This is a genomic window from Deinococcus aerius (assembly GCF_002897375.1).
GTDB lineage: Bacteria > Deinococcota > Deinococci > Deinococcales > Deinococcaceae > Deinococcus > Deinococcus aerius.
The window spans coordinates 169,976-183,929 of record NZ_BFAG01000010.1; the positions used below are offsets into that span (position 1 = coordinate 169,976).

Genomic DNA, 13,954 nt, shown 5'->3' on the forward strand with positions numbered 1-13,954 from the left:
GCCTCTGGGAATCAGCGCAGGATAGGCGCCCCCGGGTAAGACATGATGTTCCCATCGAGCGTGACCAGCCGCAGGCCTTCCGCGAGCGCCTGCGCGACGAGTACCCGGTCGAAGGGGTCGCGGTGGCCCCAGTCGAGCGCCCCGGCCTGCACGGCATGCGCGGGCGTGATGCTCAGCACCCCGGCGCCCAGGCGCGCGGCGATGCCGGAAAAATCGTCCAGGAGTGGCGCGGCGCTGGGGAGCCTGCCCAGGTGGAACTTGATGGACAGTTCCCACGCGCTGGCGGCACTGACCAGGAGACCGTTCTCCGGCGCCTGAAGCTGCGCGGCAAGAGTCGGGGGCAGGCGAGCATCACTGGCGACCAGCCACATCAGGATGTGCGTGTCGAGCAGCAGCCTCACTCCCAGTCCGCCACTTCTTCCTCACCGAGGGGGCGCATGAGTTCGCGGTTCTCCTCGTCACTGAGCTGAATCCGCCCAGCCAGGAACCCAAAGTCACGCGGCTGGGACGGGGCCAGCGGCAGCAGGCGCGCGTAGGGTTTGCCCGCCTTGGCGATGATGATCTCCTCGCCGCCGTGTGCCCGGTCGACGAGCTTGGAGAATTGGGTCTTGGCGGCGTGGAGATTGACCATTTCCGGCATGGACTAAGCTTAGCCCATTGGGGCCCCGGGGAAATGCGGGGAGGTGAACCCCGCACCGAGGCCAGAAGATATGCCGATCCCCCGGGAGGGCTGGCGCGCCGCGGGAGGGATCTGGCCAGAGACGTTCGTTCCACCCGTGGGCACCCGCTTCCGGTCGGCGCTGAGGCGGCGTCACGCCTCATCCTCCCGTGCCCCAGCAGCGTCAGTCGGGTTCCAAAGGGGCGCGGGGGCCAGGTACACTGCCCACATCCATGCTCGCCGCCGAGTGCCTCTTCCCGTCGCTGGTGGGGATGCCGGAGTGGCCAGTTCCCAAGGCCGCCCCCTGCCCACCACGCGGCAGGGCTGGGGGCCGTCCCCCCTCCACCCCGTCCACGAAACCGGAGGCCCCGTGACCCTCGTTCGCCCCCAGGACACGCTCGCGCTGGCGAACCTCACCGACCAGGCGCTGCGGGTGAGGGCGGTCGAGGCGGCAAGCACGTATGACGCCGAGACGTTGGTGGGGATCACCCGCGCGTACATGACGACCGCCAGCCGCAAGGGGGCGCGCACGAGCGAGAAGACGCTGGAGGCCTACAGCCTGGCCGTGCGCGATTTCGTGCCGTGGGCGCGCGAGAACGGGGTGCAGCTCCTGCGGCCCGGGCGGCGGGACGGGGGGCGGTACGTGGCGCAACTTCAGACCCGGCCCTCGCAGGGGCGCGGGAGGACGGGCCCCCTCTCGGCGGCGACGGTGGCGCAGTACGTCGCGGGGGCGCGGGCGCTGTACCGGGCGCTGCGCTGGGCGGGGGCGACCGAGGCGCAGCCCTTCGAGGACGCGCACGTGCCGCCCGACCCCACCCCCGGCATCGTGAAGAATCCCCCCTACATGCGCGAGATCGACGCGGTGCTGGAGCAGTGCGAGCCCCGGCTGGCCGCCCTGCTGCTGCTGTGCGCGCACGCCGGGCTGCGGGTCAGCGAGGCGCTGGGCGTGAAGGTCTCGGACATCCAGGGGGCGCGCGTGACGGTGCGCGGCAAGGGCGGGAAGGTGCGGCGGGTGCCACTGGGCCGGCGCGTGCGGGCGGCGCTGGCGGGCCTCTCCCCCGCCCTGTCCGACGGGTCGCTGTTCGGCTGGGGGTACGCGCAGGCGACGTACCGGATGCGGGCGGCCTTCCGGGCGGCGGGGCACGGGGACGCCTGGCGGGGCTTTCACGCGGCCCGCAAGCACTCGGGCACGCGGCTGTACCGGGCGACGAAGGACTTCACCCGGGTGGGGCTCTTCCTGGGGCACGCCTCGGTGGACACCACCCGCCGCTACGTCGCCGTCGAGGAGGACGACGTGGCGGGCGAGGTGGAGGACTTCTGATGGGCGCGCCGGATACCCCCGCCGGGGGGGAGGGCCAGAGAGAGAAAGCTGTCAGGCCCGGGGACCTACAACACGGGGAGATGCCCGCCTCCGCCGCGACCTCCAATCCCCCCCCGCTCCCGGCACCGGCCACGCGGCGGGCTTCACGGCCTGCGACTGCCACGCCGTGCAGCCCCTGGACTGCGGGGCCCTGACCGCCCTGCTGCTTCACGCCGCCTCCCGGCACCTGCACCGCAAGCTGGCCCTGCTGCTCGCGGCCCACGGCCTGCCGCTGGAGGTCCGGGACGACGCCTTCGTGATTCCGGCCTCCGGGTTTGACCGCCTGGCCGACGTGCTGGCAGCCTTTTCGGGCACCGAGCGGCCGGATTTGCTCGCCGTTCCGCGCACCGGCGAGCGGCTGGACCTCTGGCACGTCGCCCCGCTGGAGCAGTGGGTGGGGCGGCTGTCGAGCGGCTGGTTCGGGGCGGCGAGCGAGCGGCTGCGCTTTCACCTCCAGCCCATCGTGGAACTCGGGGGCGGGGGGGTCTACGGCTACGAGGCCCTGGTGCGCGCCGAGTGGGGGGGGCAGCTCATCGGGGCGGGGCCGCTGCTGAAGGCCGCCGCCACCCACGGGCAGTCGCGCGGCTTTGACGCCCACGCGCGGCGGGGGGCGATCCAGCAGGCCTACCCGCTGCTGGGGCCGGGGCAGGTGCTGTTCATCAACTTCGCGCCGGGGGTGGTGTACAACCCCGACATCTGCCTGCAAACCACCTTCGAGACCTGCCGGGAGGTCGGGGCCGACTTCTCGCGGCTGCTGTTCGAGGTCACCGAGAGCGAGGCCTTTCCCGACCTGCGGCTGCTCAGGGCCATCCTGGAACGCTACCGCGCCGAGGGTGCCCGGGTGGCGCTCGACGACCTGGGGGCCGGGCACACCAGCCTGACCTACCTCGCCGAGCTGCGGCCCGACCTCGTGAAGCTCGACCGCGACCTCGTGCGCGGCCTGCACGGGGACGACCCGCGGGTGCCCCTGGTCTCGGCCCTGGTGCGCTACGCGCATGACCTGGGGATTCAGGTGGTCGCCGAGGGCATCGAGACGGGGGGCGAGCTGCGGATGGTCGCCGAACTCGGCGCGGACTACGCGCAGGGCTACTTCCTGGGCCGCCCCGCCCCCCAGCCGGGCGGGCTCGCCCCCCAGGCGGCGCGCTTCTGGGCGGCGCCATGACGGCCCTGCCCGTGACCGCGCCCCCGCCCCGCCTGGACGAGGAGATGCTCTGGCAGATTCTCGCCGCCGCCGATATCGGCCTGCTGGTGACGGACGCGCAGCGGCGCATCGTGTACGTCAACCCGACCTTCACCCGCGAGACGGGCTACAGCGCCGAGGAGGTGCTGGGCCGCTCGTGCAGCTTTCTCCAGGGGCCCGCGACCGACGCGGCCGACATCGCCGCCCTGCGCGAGGCCCTGGACCGGGGCGAGCCCGTCCAGCGGGTCGTGCTGAATTACCGCAAGGACGGCAGCACCATGCGCTACAAGCTGCGGATTCGCCCGGTCCACGAGGGCGGCGCGGTGCGCTACTTCGTGGGCGTGCAGGAGGACTACTCGGCGGCCCACGCCGCGCAGGTCCAGCTGGAACGCCTCGCCTACCTCGACAGCCTGACGGGGCTGGGCAACCGGCGGGCCTTCGACGCCCGGCTCGCGGAGGCGGCCTGCGGCGGCGAGGGCTTCGCCCTGGTGCTGCTCGACCTCAACGACTTCAAGCAGATCAACGACTCGCGGGGGCACCCGGCGGGCGACGCGCTGCTCCGGGAGGTCGGCGGCTGCTTGCAGCGCATCCTCCCGGACGCCGGGCTCGCCTTCCGGCTGGGCGGGGACGAGTTCGCCGTGCTGCTGCCGGGCGGTCCCGAGCAGGCCGGGCAGGCGGCGCGGGTCCTCGCCGCCCTGGAGCAACTGGAGGGCGGCACGCTGCGAACCGGGCTGGGCTGCGCCCACTTCCCGGGCGAGGCGGGCGACATCCCGTCGCTGCTGCGCCTGGCGGATCGGCGCCTGTACCAGCACAAGGCCGCCGTCAAGGCCAGGCGGTAAGGAGTCCTGCGGGGCCTCTGGGCGGCCCAGACAGGAGGACGCCGGGGGACGCACCCTGACCTTGGGCCTCCCGCGTGGTCACCGTTCCGTGGGGGACGTGACGGACGACCGCAGATCAGTGGACGAAAGAACGCTGTCCCGCGGAGCGTTCCCGGACGCTTTGTCTGGACCCGACGCTCGCGCTCAGGGTGGCTCCTCCTCTTGCGTCCCGTGCCCTAGCTTCACCCTGAGGGCGATTTCCAGCACAGGCCCGGAACAGTCCGGGGTCCCCTCCCCGTCACGTTCCCTCATCACGAGGCCCGGCGCGGCTTCACAGACTCCCAGTGCCTGCCCCGGGCCTGGTACAACACGGGCATGAGCGGCGTTCCCCTCCAGACGGCCCTGCCCCCGGCGCAAGAGGCGACGCGAGCCTTTTTGAACTCACTCGACCCGGCCCGGCGCGTGGTGGTGTTCTGCCACTTCGACGCCGACGGCCTCTCGGCGGGGGCCCTGTTCGGCCGGACCCTGCCGCGCCTAGGCTTCCGGGACGTGCGGGTGGTTCCCTCCGGGCGCGGGGAGTCGGCCTTCTCGGATGCGGCGCGGGCCCGCCTGGGGGCGCTTGGCCCTCAGGGGCTCATCGTCACCGACCTCGGCGTGAACGGGCGGGGCGTCCTGCCGGATGTGCCGACGCTCTACGTGGACCACCACCAGCCTGACGGAGTGCCGACCGGGAACGTCACGGTCGTCAGCGGCTACACCTGGGACCCCATCCCCGCCAGCGCCTGGCTCGCCTATGAACTCCTGGCGCCGCTGGCGGACATCGCGGACCTGGCCTGGATCGGGGCGGTGGGGACGCTGGGCGACCTCGGCGACAGCGCCCCCTGGGACGCCCTGCCGGAGATCAAGAAGCGGTACACCGCCAAATGGCTGCGCGAGGCCGTGGCGCTCGTGAACGCGGCGCGGCGGTCGAGCGCCTTCGACATCGGGACGCCGCTGAACCTGCTCCTGAGCGCCGCTGGCCCGAAGGAACTGGCGACGGACGACGCGCACGGCGCCGACCGCCTGCGCACCTACCGGGCGGAGGTGAGTGCCGAACTCGCCGCCGCGCGCCGGGCGGCCCCCAAGTTCAGCGCCACGGGACCTTACGCCCTGCTCCGGCTGCACTCGGGGGCACAGATTCACCCGCTGATCGCGCAGCAGTGGCGGGGGCGACTCCCCGGGCACGCGGTGATCGCCGCGAACACCGGCTACTTGCCGGACACCGTCGCCTTCAGCATGAGAACCGCGCGCAAGGACCTGAACCTTCCCGCTATCCTGCAAGGCATCGAGGTGGGCGACGTGGGCGGCAGCTACGGGCATGGGCACGACCAGGCGTCGGGCGGCCAGCTTCCCCCCGGGGCGTTCAATCAGGTGCTGGAGGCCCTGGGCTTTGACGAAAGCGTGAGGGTGTAGGGAAGCTGGCCCACAGCCCCCGGTCCGTCGGAGGAGTCGGTGACGGCGCGGGAGGTTCACCGGCCCGCGCCCGCCCTCCAGTCCACCTCCCGAGCCGTTGTGGAACCCCCGCGGACTGGGCGGCCCGGCCTCTGTCCTCCCCCGAAGCCTCCCGCTGCCCCGCTCCATCACAGGTGCCCGGTTAAGGTGACCAGGGCAGCAAAAGATTGATGCGTTCCACCTCGCAAGGGGGTGGGAAGGGAGCCTTATGCAAAAAAGTTGGATGCTGGTCGGCCTCACCCTGGTTCTGGCGGCGTGCGGGGCGCGGAACACCGCGCCGGTCGCCGCGGTCCCCTCCGGGACAATGACTGCGCAGTCGGTGCTGAGCTGGCAGGCGCTGCGGCAGGGAGATTCGGGCCGCGACGTGGTCACACTCCAATACCTGCTGCGCCACGCGGGGCAGACCCTCAGCGTGGATGGCGCCTTCGGGAGCGGGACGGACACGGCGGTTCGGAACTTCCAGCGCGCCAACGGCCTGACGGTGGACGGCATCGTGGGGGGCAACACCTGGGAGAAGCTGATCGTCACGGTGCGCCAGGGGGACAGCAATAACGCGGTGCGGGCGGTGCAGGACCAGCTCCGCAGCGGGTACGGGTACGGCGGCGTGACCGTGGACGGCGTCTTCGGGAGCGGCACGAACACGGCGGTGCGGGACTTCCAGAGCAAACGCGGCCTGAGCGTGGATGGAGTGGTGGGCCTGAACACCTGGCACGCCCTGGTGACCGGCAGCAGCACGGGCGGCACGGGCACGACCTCCAGCCTCGCCTCACAGATTCTGAATAACGGCCGGATCACGCTGGGCACGAGCAGCAGCACCTCCGGCGGCAACCCGCGCCAGAACATCGTGGACACCGCGAACGGGCTGGCGGCCAGGCGCGGGTGCGCGAGCGACGCCAACTGCGGCCTGACCGTGTACCTCAAACGCTCGATGCTTCAGGGCATGCTGGCGCTGGCGAACGCCGGGAACTCGTTCTACGTCACGTCCATTGCGGGCGGGGTCCACTCGACCTACTCGGACCACTACGCGGGGCTGGCCTTCGACATCGGCATCTGGAACGGCGTGAGCCTCTCGTCGCCGAACAGCGCCCACACCGCCGCGCGCAACGCCTGCATCGCGGCGGGGTCGGACCCCAGCCAGACCTTCAATGCGTACAACGATCCGACGGGCGGACACAAGAACCACGTCCACTGCGCCTGGAACTGAGAACGCCGTGGGCGGGGCCTTCGCCTGACCCCGCCCACCCTCCAAGGAGACGACATGAATACACCCACGAACCGCCGCGAGGTGCTGCGGTGGGGCCTGGCCCTGGGCGGCGGCCTGCTCCTCGCCGGGTGCGGGCTGAACAAGGTGACGGTCCTCGGCCCGCCGGAGGGGACCAATGATTTGAACGCCCTCGCCGTGGCCGCCCCCACCGTGGCGGGCACCGCGACCTGGAAGGCGCAGGCCCCGAAGGAGGCGATCACCCTGCTCGCCGCCCGTCCCACGCGGGTGATCGTCCACCACACGGCGACGGCGAACGTCACGGACTACTCGCAGGCGCAGGGCTACGCGCTCGCGCGGTCCATCCAGCAATCCCACTTCGACCGGGGCTGGATCGACACGGGGCAGCATTTCACGGTCAGCCGCGGCGGGTACGTCATGGAGGGCCGCCACCGCAGCCTGGAGGCGGCGCAGGGCGGGGGCCAGCATGTGCGCGGCGCCCACTGCGAGGGCTTCAACGACGTGTCGGTGGGCATCGAGAACGAGGGGACGTACACGAGCACCACGCCACCGGCGGCGCAGTACGACACTCTGGTGCGGCTGTGCGCGTGGCTGTGCGGGCAGTACGGCATCCCCGCCACCGAGCTGTACGGCCACCGGGACTTCGTAAACACGAGTTGCCCCGGGGACGCGCTGTACGCCCGGCTGCCGCAACTCCGGCGGGACGTGGCGGCCCGGCTGGGCGTCAGCGTGCGGGTCTGGCCCACCACCCGCAGCGGGCACAGCGGCGAGCGGGTCAGGAGCGTGCAGTATCTGCTGCGCGCCCGCAGCCAGGCCGTGACGGTGGACGGGTCGTATGGCAGTGGCACGGGAACGGCGGTCAGCGCCTTCCAGTCGGGGGCCGGGCTCACGCCGGACGGGGTGGTCGGCTCGGCTACCTGGGAACGGCTGATCCTCACCGTGCGTCAGGGGGACAGCGGGGACGCCGTGCGGGCGGTGCAGGGCCAGCTCGGGGCCAGGGGCTACGCGGTCGCGGTGGACGGCGCGTTCGGCCCGGGCACGGAGAGCGCGGTTCGGAGTTTCCAGTCGGGACAGGGGCTGACGGCGGACGGCGTGGTGGGGCCGAACACCTGGCTGGCTCTGGTGGGCTGAGGGGGCGTGACTGAGCGCAGGCGACCGTCACTTGCCGCCCTGCCCCTCTCCCCAACGCGCTAGCGTGGGGTATGCGCCCCGCCGAGCTGACTCCCGGACAGATCGCCGACTTCCTCGACACCGCCTTCCAGCACGAGCGGGGCGGGGACGGGATCGGCCTCACCCTGGAGCAGCGCACCACGCTTGCCGACTACCTGGGCTGCCACGAGCAAGTGCGCGCGGCGGCCTGGGACGTGTGGCAGACGAGGCTGGAGGCCAGCGGGACGGACCTGGGAGACGCGGAGTACTGGCTCGACGTGGAGTTCATCGAGCCGTGCCCCCAGGAGCGGGAGGCGTAGGCTTGCGGCTCCCAGAAAGGTGTTTCAACGGGCAAACAGGACAAAAGGTGGGGTCAAGAGATCACAGAAAACGCCCGAGAACGCGGGCTTTTCTCTCTACGCCGGAACGCCTCTGGGACCTGCCCTGATAGGCCGATTTCGCGAGGTGGGCGCCCCCTCACCCCTGGCTGCGCCAGGCCCTCTCCCACGAGGGGAGAGGGTCAGGACAGCCACAGAGGAAGGGGCACAAGTGCGTTGTCCTTAGTGGCTGGCGGCTACGGTTACGCCCTTCCCGGAAAGGGCGCCGGGAAACGCTCCACTTCCACCACCAGCCACTTTTTGCCTGCTCACTCCGTTCGGGGTGATGCCCCTGTCATCACCCGGCAGCTACTTTGATTGAGATCAAAGTCTGCCGAGAACGAACTGACCACCGCCCGCAAGCGCCTGCAACGTCTGGAGAACCCATGACGGGAGACCATGAGCTTCCCAACAAGCATATCGGGAGCAGTTTTGACGACTTCCTGGCCGAGGACGGCCTGCTGCCCGATGTTGAGGCCGTCGCCATCAAGCGCGTGATCGCTTTTCAGATTGAGCAGGAGATGAAGCGCGGCGGCATGACGAAAAGCGAGTTGGCCTCCCGTATGGGGACCAGCCGCTCAGCCGTGGATCGCCTGCTTGACCCGGAGAATCAGGCGGTGACGCTCCGCACGTTGGAGCGCGCGGCGGGCGTGCTGGGCAAGCGGTTAAGGCTCGAACTGGTCTGAAGGCAGAGTGCCGCGGCGCTTCCCCTCACTCCCCCGTCTTCTCATCCAGGGGGACCAGGTCCTCGTCCAGCCGGTCGTCCAGATCGTCGATCCCGCCGCTCGCCTCGCCCAGCGTCGTCTGGTTCGTGCCGATATCCACGAGGTCGTCATCGGTGATGTCGCGGTATTCCTCGGTGACACCGTCGGGAAGGTGCCTGCTGTCGTCCATGTCCGTCATGTCCTGGGGGTCTGTCATCACCGCTCCTTTCGAACTGACTGAGGGTAGGGGACCCGCTCCGGGGCGGACATCCCACCCGGATGAATGGACGTTGACCCTCGGCACAGTGGAAACCCCCGCGGCACCCACGGCGTACCGGACGGCATGAGTGCCCTGCCGTCCGCCCCCGCCGCCCTCGAACTGCGCGACCTTCACAAGAGCTTCGGCGGGCGGGAGGCGGTGTCCGGCGTCAGTCTGAGGGTGGGGGCGGGTGAGCTGTACGCGCTGCTGGGACCGAACGGGGCGGGCAAGACCACGACCATCCGCATGATCGCGGGCCTGACGCGCCCCGACCGCGGGGAGGCCCGAATCGGGGGCTTCAGCGTGCAGGGGGAGGCGCGCGAGGCCAAGCGGCTCCTCGCCTACCTGCCGGACGACCCGCTGCTGTACGGCAAGCTGACGCCCCCGGAGTACCTGGAGTTCGTCGCGGGGCTGTGGGGGATGGACGCGGCGTGGGCCGCCCGCCGGGCCGAGGAGCTGCTGAATTGGCTGAACCTGTGGGAGCACCGCGGGGAGCGGGTGGAGGGCTTCTCGCGTGGCATGAAGCAGAAGCTCGCGCTGGTGGGCGCGCTGATCCACGACCCGCGCCTGATGCTGCTCGACGAACCCCTTACCGGGCTCGACGCCGCGGCGGCGCGGCAGGTCAAGGACGCCCTGCGGGCCTTCGTGGCGGAGGGGGGCGCGGTGGTGCTCACCACGCACATCCTGGAGGTGGCCGAGCGCCTCGCCGACCGCATCGGCATCATCGCCCGCGGGCGCCTCGTCGCGGAGGGGACCCTGTCCGAACTGCTCGCCCGCACGGGCACGGCGAGCCTGGAGGACGCCTTCCTGAACCTCACCGGGCTGGACGCCGCGCCCGCCGGGGTTCCGCTGGAGGCGCGGTGAGGGCCGCTCCCGGCAGCCTGCGGTGGCTGGTGGGTCAGCAGCTCGCCTGGCAGTGGCGGGGCCTGGGCGGGCGGCAGCGCTGGGGGCTGTTCGCCGTGCTGGCCGTCGTGGCGCTGCTCACCCTGGGGGGGTACGTGGGGCTGCGGCCCCTGCTTGCGGAGGTGAACCTGAACGCCCCCCTGCCGGACCCCGTGCTCGGCCCGGTGCTCCTCGCGGAGGGGTTCCTCCTCACCGTGATGGTCTCGGCGGCGGTGACGGCGGCCCTGGAGGCGCTGTTTACCCGGGGTGACCTGGACCTGCTGCTGCACTCGCCCATCCCGCCGCGCACGGTGCTGGCCTCGCGGGCGCTGGGGGTGACGCTCTCGGCGGGGCTGGCCTCGGCGCTGATCCTCGTCCCGCTCCTGCTGATCCTGCTCGTGCTGGGGGCGTGGCGGGGGCTGGGGGTGCTGGGCTGGTGGGTCGCGGCGTCCCTCCTCGCGGCCAGCGGGGGGCTGTGGCTCACGCTCGGGCTGGTCCGGTGGCTGGGGGTGCGCCGCACCCGCACCGCCGCCTCGGTCGTCGGCGCCGTGCTGGGCGCGAGCGTGTTCCTGCTGTCCCAGTGGGGGAATCTGTCGGGGGGCAATGGAACGGCCCTGTTTGCCACCGTCGCCCGCTTTGCGCCGGGAATTGGAGGGTGGCCGGGTCCTCAGAGTCCGCTGTGGTTCCCCGCCCGGGCGGCTTGGCTGGACCCGCTGCCGCTGCTCGCCCTCCTCGCGGGTTCGGTGCTGATCTTCGCGGGCACGGTGGCGGCCCTGACCCGCCAGTTCACCCGGGGCGTGCAGGAGGCGGGCGAGTCCGGCGGGCGCCGGGCACGCGCGGGGGGAAGGACGCGGCCCCTGCGCTTCGCCTCGGGCACGCGGGCGACGCTGCTCAAGGAATGGCGGCTGATCGGGCGCGACCCGGAGGTGCTGTCCCGCACCCTGCTGCAACTCGTGTACCTGATCCCGCTGTTCGTCTCGGTGGGCCGCGCGAGCGTGCCCGGCGCGGCGGGGGCGGCGGTGGTCCTCCTGACGGCGAACCTCGCCTCCAGCCTCGCCCGGCTGACGCTGGACGCCGAGGACGCCCCCGACCTGCTCGTGACGGCGCCCCGGAACCCGGCCGCCCTGCGGCGCGAGAAGTGGCTGGCCGCCGCCCTGCCCCCGGCCCTGCTGGGCAGCCTGGCCCTGCTGTCGCTGGCGGCGCGGGGGGTGCTCGGCCCGGGTGCCCCGTTCGGCCTCCCCCTCCTGGGGCTGGTGCTGCTGGGCACCGGGGGGGCGGCCCTGATGGTGCTGTGGCAGCCCCTCCCCCTGCGCCGGGCGGACGCCTTTCGCAAGCGGGAGGCGCGGCCCCTGGTCAACGTCATCTTCAGCCTGGTGTTCCAGCTTGCCCTGAGTGCGGCGGCGTACGCGACCACCCGGGGGCAGGCGTGGGGCCTCGCGGCGCTCCTCGCCTCGCTCCTCGCCCTGGGGATCGTCTTCCGGCTGCGGCGCAGCGACGTGCGCTGAGGGGGACGGCGCTCCCCATCTTGAAGGACTGGACAAGGTGGCCCGCCCGCGAGGGGGTATATAGTGTGCGGGCAGTTGCAATTCAGTGGACGGCAGGGCGGGTGCGCCGCTAGCAAGGGTCGCCGGGCGGCGAGACGGCACCGCGGCCCCCTCGCCCAGACCGCTTCCCCAGCCCGTTCTCGCGGAGGTTCCCCCATGCCCCACCTGTCCCGGCGCTCCTGTGCCCTCGCCCTGACCTCGCTGCTGGCGCTCTGCGGCAGCGTTACCCTGGCCCAGATGGCGCCCGCCTCCACAGCCGTTTCCCAGCCCGTCTCCCCGGGTGACCCCCGACCCGACGCTCCCGAACTCAGCGCCCGCGGCCCGTATATGGTCGGCGTCCGCACCCTGACGGTGACGCGCAAGGATGTGCCCGACATCGCCCGGGCCGCCGCCACCTCCCCGGCGCCCGACCCGCTGCCCCGCTACGACCGCCGCCTCACCGTGGAGGTGTGGTATCCCGCCACGCTGGCCCCCGGTCAGATGCAGTCCACGATGTACCAGGACGCCCTGGGAAGCGGCCCCGGCGATCCCAAACGGGCGGTCGTGCCCTTCACCTTCCCGGGCCGCGCCACCCGCGACGCCGCGCCGAATGCCACGGGCGGTCGTTACCCGCTCGTGATCCTCTCGCACGGTTATCCGGGCAGCCGCTACCTGATGAGCTACCTGGCGGAGAACCTGGCGAGCAAGGGCTACGTGGTCGCCTCCATCGACCACACCGACAGCACCCACGCGGACAAGGCGGCCTTCGCGTCCACGCTGCTCAACCGCCCGCAGGACGACCAGGCGGTGCTCGACGCTATGGCCGCGCTCTCGACCGCGGGGAGCGGCTTCCTGAACGGGCTGGTAGATGCGAACAACACGGCCCTCATCGGGTACAGCATGGGCGGCTACGGGGCGCTCAACTTCGCCGGGGCGGGCTTCGCCGATCAGGTGCTGGGCTTCGTGCCGGGTGGGGCGCTCAAAGCCCGCCAGAACGGGAACTTCACGGTCGACCCCCGGCTCAAGGCGGTCGTGGCCTTCGCCCCCTGGGGTGGGGACGCGGCGGTGCGGTCCATCGGGGTGAACACGGCGGCCGAGTTCGGCTTCTGGAACGCCGCCGGACTCGCCGCGATCCGGGTGCCGACCCTCTTCATCGTGGGGGACCACGACGACGTGGCGGGCTACGAGCGCGGCGTGAAGGCGCTGTTCGAGAACGCGGTGAACTCCGACCGCTACATGGTCGTCTACCAGAACGCCCGCCACAACTCCGCGCCCAACCCGCCCCCCGCCGCCAGCCTGGGCAAGCCCGAGGAGTACGCCCACTACGCTGAGCCCGTCTGGGACATGGGGCGGCTGAACAACCTGAACGAGCATTTCGTGACGGCCTTCCTGAATTACCGCCTCAAGGGGCAGCAGGCCGCCGCCGCCTACCTGAACGTGCCCACGCCGGTCGCCCAGAACGGGGTCTACAGCCGCAACCCGGACGGCACGCCCAAGCCCGACGACACGTACTGGAAGGGTTTTCCCGCCCGCAGCGCCATCGGGATCGAGCTGTACCACCTGGGGCCCCGGTAGGGCCTGACCGGGAACCGTTGGGCGCGCCCCGCTAACATCGGCCTGCGGTTCACCGGCCACGCTCCGGGAGGGGCCTTTTGCCCGCACTTCCACCCGGCGCGGTCAGGCCCGTCGGCAGAGCTGGTCCACCTGCCGTAGCAGGGTGGGGAGGCGGTACTCGCCGTGCATCGCCCGGATGTGCCCGGCGGCGGCCTCCGCATCCAGGCCCGCCGCCGTCACGTGCAGCGGTCGCCCGCTCGGGCCACGCCGCACCGCGACCGCTGATGCCCCGCGAAAGGCGGACCTGGCGAACCCGATCACCGCCGTTCGCCGCCCCAGCGCCTCGTACCGGTGCGCGCCTAGACCGGGAGCCTCCCCCAGCCACACGTGGCCGTCCACGATCACCACGTCCACCCGGGGGAGGACCGGGCGCAGCGTGGCGAGGAGGCCGGGCAGTTCCCGCCGGTAGAACTGGCCCGGCACGTAGGGGGCGGTGAGGGGGACACGCTCGATCAGGGTTGGCGCGGGCCTCTCTGCCCCCCACCGCTCGAAGAGCAGGCAGGCGCAGACAGCCTCCTGCTCCCGGTAGTCCACGTCCACACAGGCTTTGAAGAGGGGGACTGGGCGGTTCGCCGTCATACCCGGATTCTCGGGGATGGCAGGTCCCGCGCCACGGCCCTGGCTGGCCTCCAATTGTGGCAGGCTGACGGGGAAGCCGAACTCACCCATGCTGCCCCCTTGTTGGCCGGGCCTTTTGGCCTCGCCCGCCCATCCCCC

At 71.9% G+C, this 13,954-nt stretch carries 15 protein-coding genes; 11 read left to right on the forward strand and 4 right to left on the reverse strand.

Going from position 1 to position 13,954, the window contains the following annotated elements; genetic code table 11:
* Positions 1 to 11: 11 nt before the first annotated feature.
* Both DAERI_RS14445 and DAERI_RS14450 read right to left on the reverse strand, forming a co-directional pair.
* Positions 12 to 401 (reverse strand): type II toxin-antitoxin system VapC family toxin, encoded by a 390-nt coding sequence (locus tag DAERI_RS14445; protein ID WP_235610405.1) that lies wholly within the window; start codon positions 399 to 401, stop codon positions 12 to 14.
* The gene (locus DAERI_RS14450) at positions 398 to 640 is read right to left on the reverse strand and encodes a type II toxin-antitoxin system Phd/YefM family antitoxin (protein ID WP_103130127.1); all 243 of its coding nucleotides are present in this window, start codon (positions 638 to 640) and stop codon (positions 398 to 400) included. The genes DAERI_RS14445 and DAERI_RS14450 overlap by 4 nt, the downstream gene beginning before the upstream one ends.
* A 388-nt stretch (positions 641 to 1,028) precedes the next feature.
* Between DAERI_RS14450 and DAERI_RS14455 the strand changes: the two genes are divergently transcribed.
* The 8 genes from DAERI_RS14455 (at position 1,029) to DAERI_RS14490 (ending at position 8,941) form a co-directional block, all read left to right on the forward strand.
* Positions 1,029 to 1,979, forward strand: a complete 951-nt coding sequence (locus tag DAERI_RS14455) for a tyrosine-type recombinase/integrase (protein ID WP_103130128.1) — start codon at positions 1,029 to 1,031, stop codon at positions 1,977 to 1,979.
* 166 nt (positions 1,980 to 2,145) lie between these two features.
* On the forward strand, positions 2,146 to 3,180 hold the full coding sequence (locus DAERI_RS14460; protein WP_235610406.1) for an EAL domain-containing protein: 1,035 nt from the start codon (positions 2,146 to 2,148) through the stop codon (positions 3,178 to 3,180).
* On the forward strand, positions 3,177 to 4,037 hold the full coding sequence (locus DAERI_RS14465; protein ID WP_103130129.1) for a GGDEF domain-containing protein: 861 nt from the start codon (positions 3,177 to 3,179) through the stop codon (positions 4,035 to 4,037). Before DAERI_RS14460 ends, DAERI_RS14465 begins: the two co-directional genes overlap by 4 nt.
* A 354-nt stretch (positions 4,038 to 4,391) precedes the next feature.
* Positions 4,392 to 5,468: a DHH family phosphoesterase gene (locus tag DAERI_RS14470; RefSeq protein WP_103130130.1), complete on the forward strand. Its 1,077-nt coding sequence runs from the start codon at positions 4,392 to 4,394 to the stop codon at positions 5,466 to 5,468.
* A 247-nt stretch (positions 5,469 to 5,715) separates the two neighbouring features.
* Positions 5,716 to 6,711 (forward strand): peptidoglycan-binding domain-containing protein, encoded by a 996-nt coding sequence (locus DAERI_RS14475; RefSeq protein ID WP_235610407.1) that lies wholly within the window; start codon positions 5,716 to 5,718, stop codon positions 6,709 to 6,711.
* A gap of 54 nt (positions 6,712 to 6,765) precedes the next feature.
* Positions 6,766 to 7,860, forward strand: coding sequence for a peptidoglycan recognition protein family protein (locus DAERI_RS14480; RefSeq protein WP_165794220.1), 1,095 nt, complete (start codon positions 6,766 to 6,768; stop codon positions 7,858 to 7,860).
* A gap of 71 nt (positions 7,861 to 7,931) precedes the next feature.
* On the forward strand, positions 7,932 to 8,198 hold the full coding sequence (locus DAERI_RS14485; protein ID WP_103130132.1) for a hypothetical protein: 267 nt from the start codon (positions 7,932 to 7,934) through the stop codon (positions 8,196 to 8,198).
* Positions 8,199 to 8,641: 443 nt separating this feature from the next.
* Positions 8,642 to 8,941: a helix-turn-helix domain-containing protein gene (locus DAERI_RS14490; RefSeq protein WP_103130133.1), complete on the forward strand. Its 300-nt coding sequence runs from the start codon at positions 8,642 to 8,644 to the stop codon at positions 8,939 to 8,941.
* A gap of 25 nt (positions 8,942 to 8,966) precedes the next feature.
* Here DAERI_RS14490 and DAERI_RS14495 read toward each other — a convergent pair whose 3' ends face one another.
* Positions 8,967 to 9,176 carry a hypothetical protein gene (locus tag DAERI_RS14495; RefSeq protein ID WP_103130134.1) on the reverse strand — a complete coding sequence of 70 codons (210 nt, stop codon included), beginning with the start codon at positions 9,174 to 9,176 and terminating at the stop codon, positions 8,967 to 8,969.
* 66 nt (positions 9,177 to 9,242) lie between these two features.
* Between DAERI_RS14495 and DAERI_RS14500 the strand changes: the two genes are divergently transcribed.
* The 3 genes from DAERI_RS14500 to DAERI_RS14510 all read left to right on the forward strand — a co-directional run bounded on the left by DAERI_RS14500 (position 9,243) and on the right by DAERI_RS14510 (position 13,198).
* Positions 9,243 to 10,082: an ABC transporter ATP-binding protein gene (locus DAERI_RS14500; protein ID WP_235610408.1), complete on the forward strand. Its 840-nt coding sequence runs from the start codon at positions 9,243 to 9,245 to the stop codon at positions 10,080 to 10,082.
* A complete protein-coding gene (locus tag DAERI_RS23135) occupies positions 10,079 to 11,605 on the forward strand; it encodes a hypothetical protein (protein WP_103130136.1) in 1,527 nt (508 codons plus the stop codon). The genes DAERI_RS14500 and DAERI_RS23135 overlap by 4 nt, the downstream gene beginning before the upstream one ends.
* A 195-nt stretch (positions 11,606 to 11,800) precedes the next feature.
* Positions 11,801 to 13,198, forward strand: coding sequence for an alpha/beta hydrolase family protein (locus tag DAERI_RS14510; protein WP_103130137.1), 1,398 nt, complete (start codon positions 11,801 to 11,803; stop codon positions 13,196 to 13,198).
* Positions 13,199 to 13,300: 102 nt separating this feature from the next.
* On the opposite strand, the gene DAERI_RS14515 is transcribed toward DAERI_RS14510, so the two are convergent.
* Positions 13,301 to 13,816 (reverse strand): endonuclease V, encoded by a 516-nt coding sequence (locus DAERI_RS14515; protein WP_103130172.1) that lies wholly within the window; start codon positions 13,814 to 13,816, stop codon positions 13,301 to 13,303.
* Between the last annotated feature and the right edge of the window lie 138 nt (positions 13,817 to 13,954).

Coding starts and splice junctions, on each gene's coding strand:
- DAERI_RS14485 (WP_103130132.1), top strand. CDS start 7,932: ATGCGCCCCGCCGAGCTGACTCCCGGACAGATCGCCGACTTCCTCGAC.
- DAERI_RS14510 (WP_103130137.1), top strand. CDS start 11,801: ATGCCCCACCTGTCCCGGCGCTCCTGTGCCCTCGCCCTGACCTCGCTG.
- DAERI_RS14475 (WP_235610407.1), top strand. CDS start 5,716: ATGCAAAAAAGTTGGATGCTGGTCGGCCTCACCCTGGTTCTGGCGGCG.
- DAERI_RS14515 (WP_103130172.1), bottom strand. CDS start 13,816: ATGACGGCGAACCGCCCAGTCCCCCTCTTCAAAGCCTGTGTGGACGTG.
- DAERI_RS14480 (WP_165794220.1), top strand. CDS start 6,766: ATGAATACACCCACGAACCGCCGCGAGGTGCTGCGGTGGGGCCTGGCC.
- DAERI_RS14495 (WP_103130134.1), bottom strand. CDS start 9,176: ATGACAGACCCCCAGGACATGACGGACATGGACGACAGCAGGCACCTT.
- DAERI_RS14490 (WP_103130133.1), top strand. CDS start 8,642: ATGACGGGAGACCATGAGCTTCCCAACAAGCATATCGGGAGCAGTTTT.
- DAERI_RS14470 (WP_103130130.1), top strand. CDS start 4,392: ATGAGCGGCGTTCCCCTCCAGACGGCCCTGCCCCCGGCGCAAGAGGCG.
- DAERI_RS14450 (WP_103130127.1), bottom strand. CDS start 640: ATGCCGGAAATGGTCAATCTCCACGCCGCCAAGACCCAATTCTCCAAG.
- DAERI_RS14465 (WP_103130129.1), top strand. CDS start 3,177: ATGACGGCCCTGCCCGTGACCGCGCCCCCGCCCCGCCTGGACGAGGAG.
- DAERI_RS14500 (WP_235610408.1), top strand. CDS start 9,243: ATGGACGTTGACCCTCGGCACAGTGGAAACCCCCGCGGCACCCACGGC.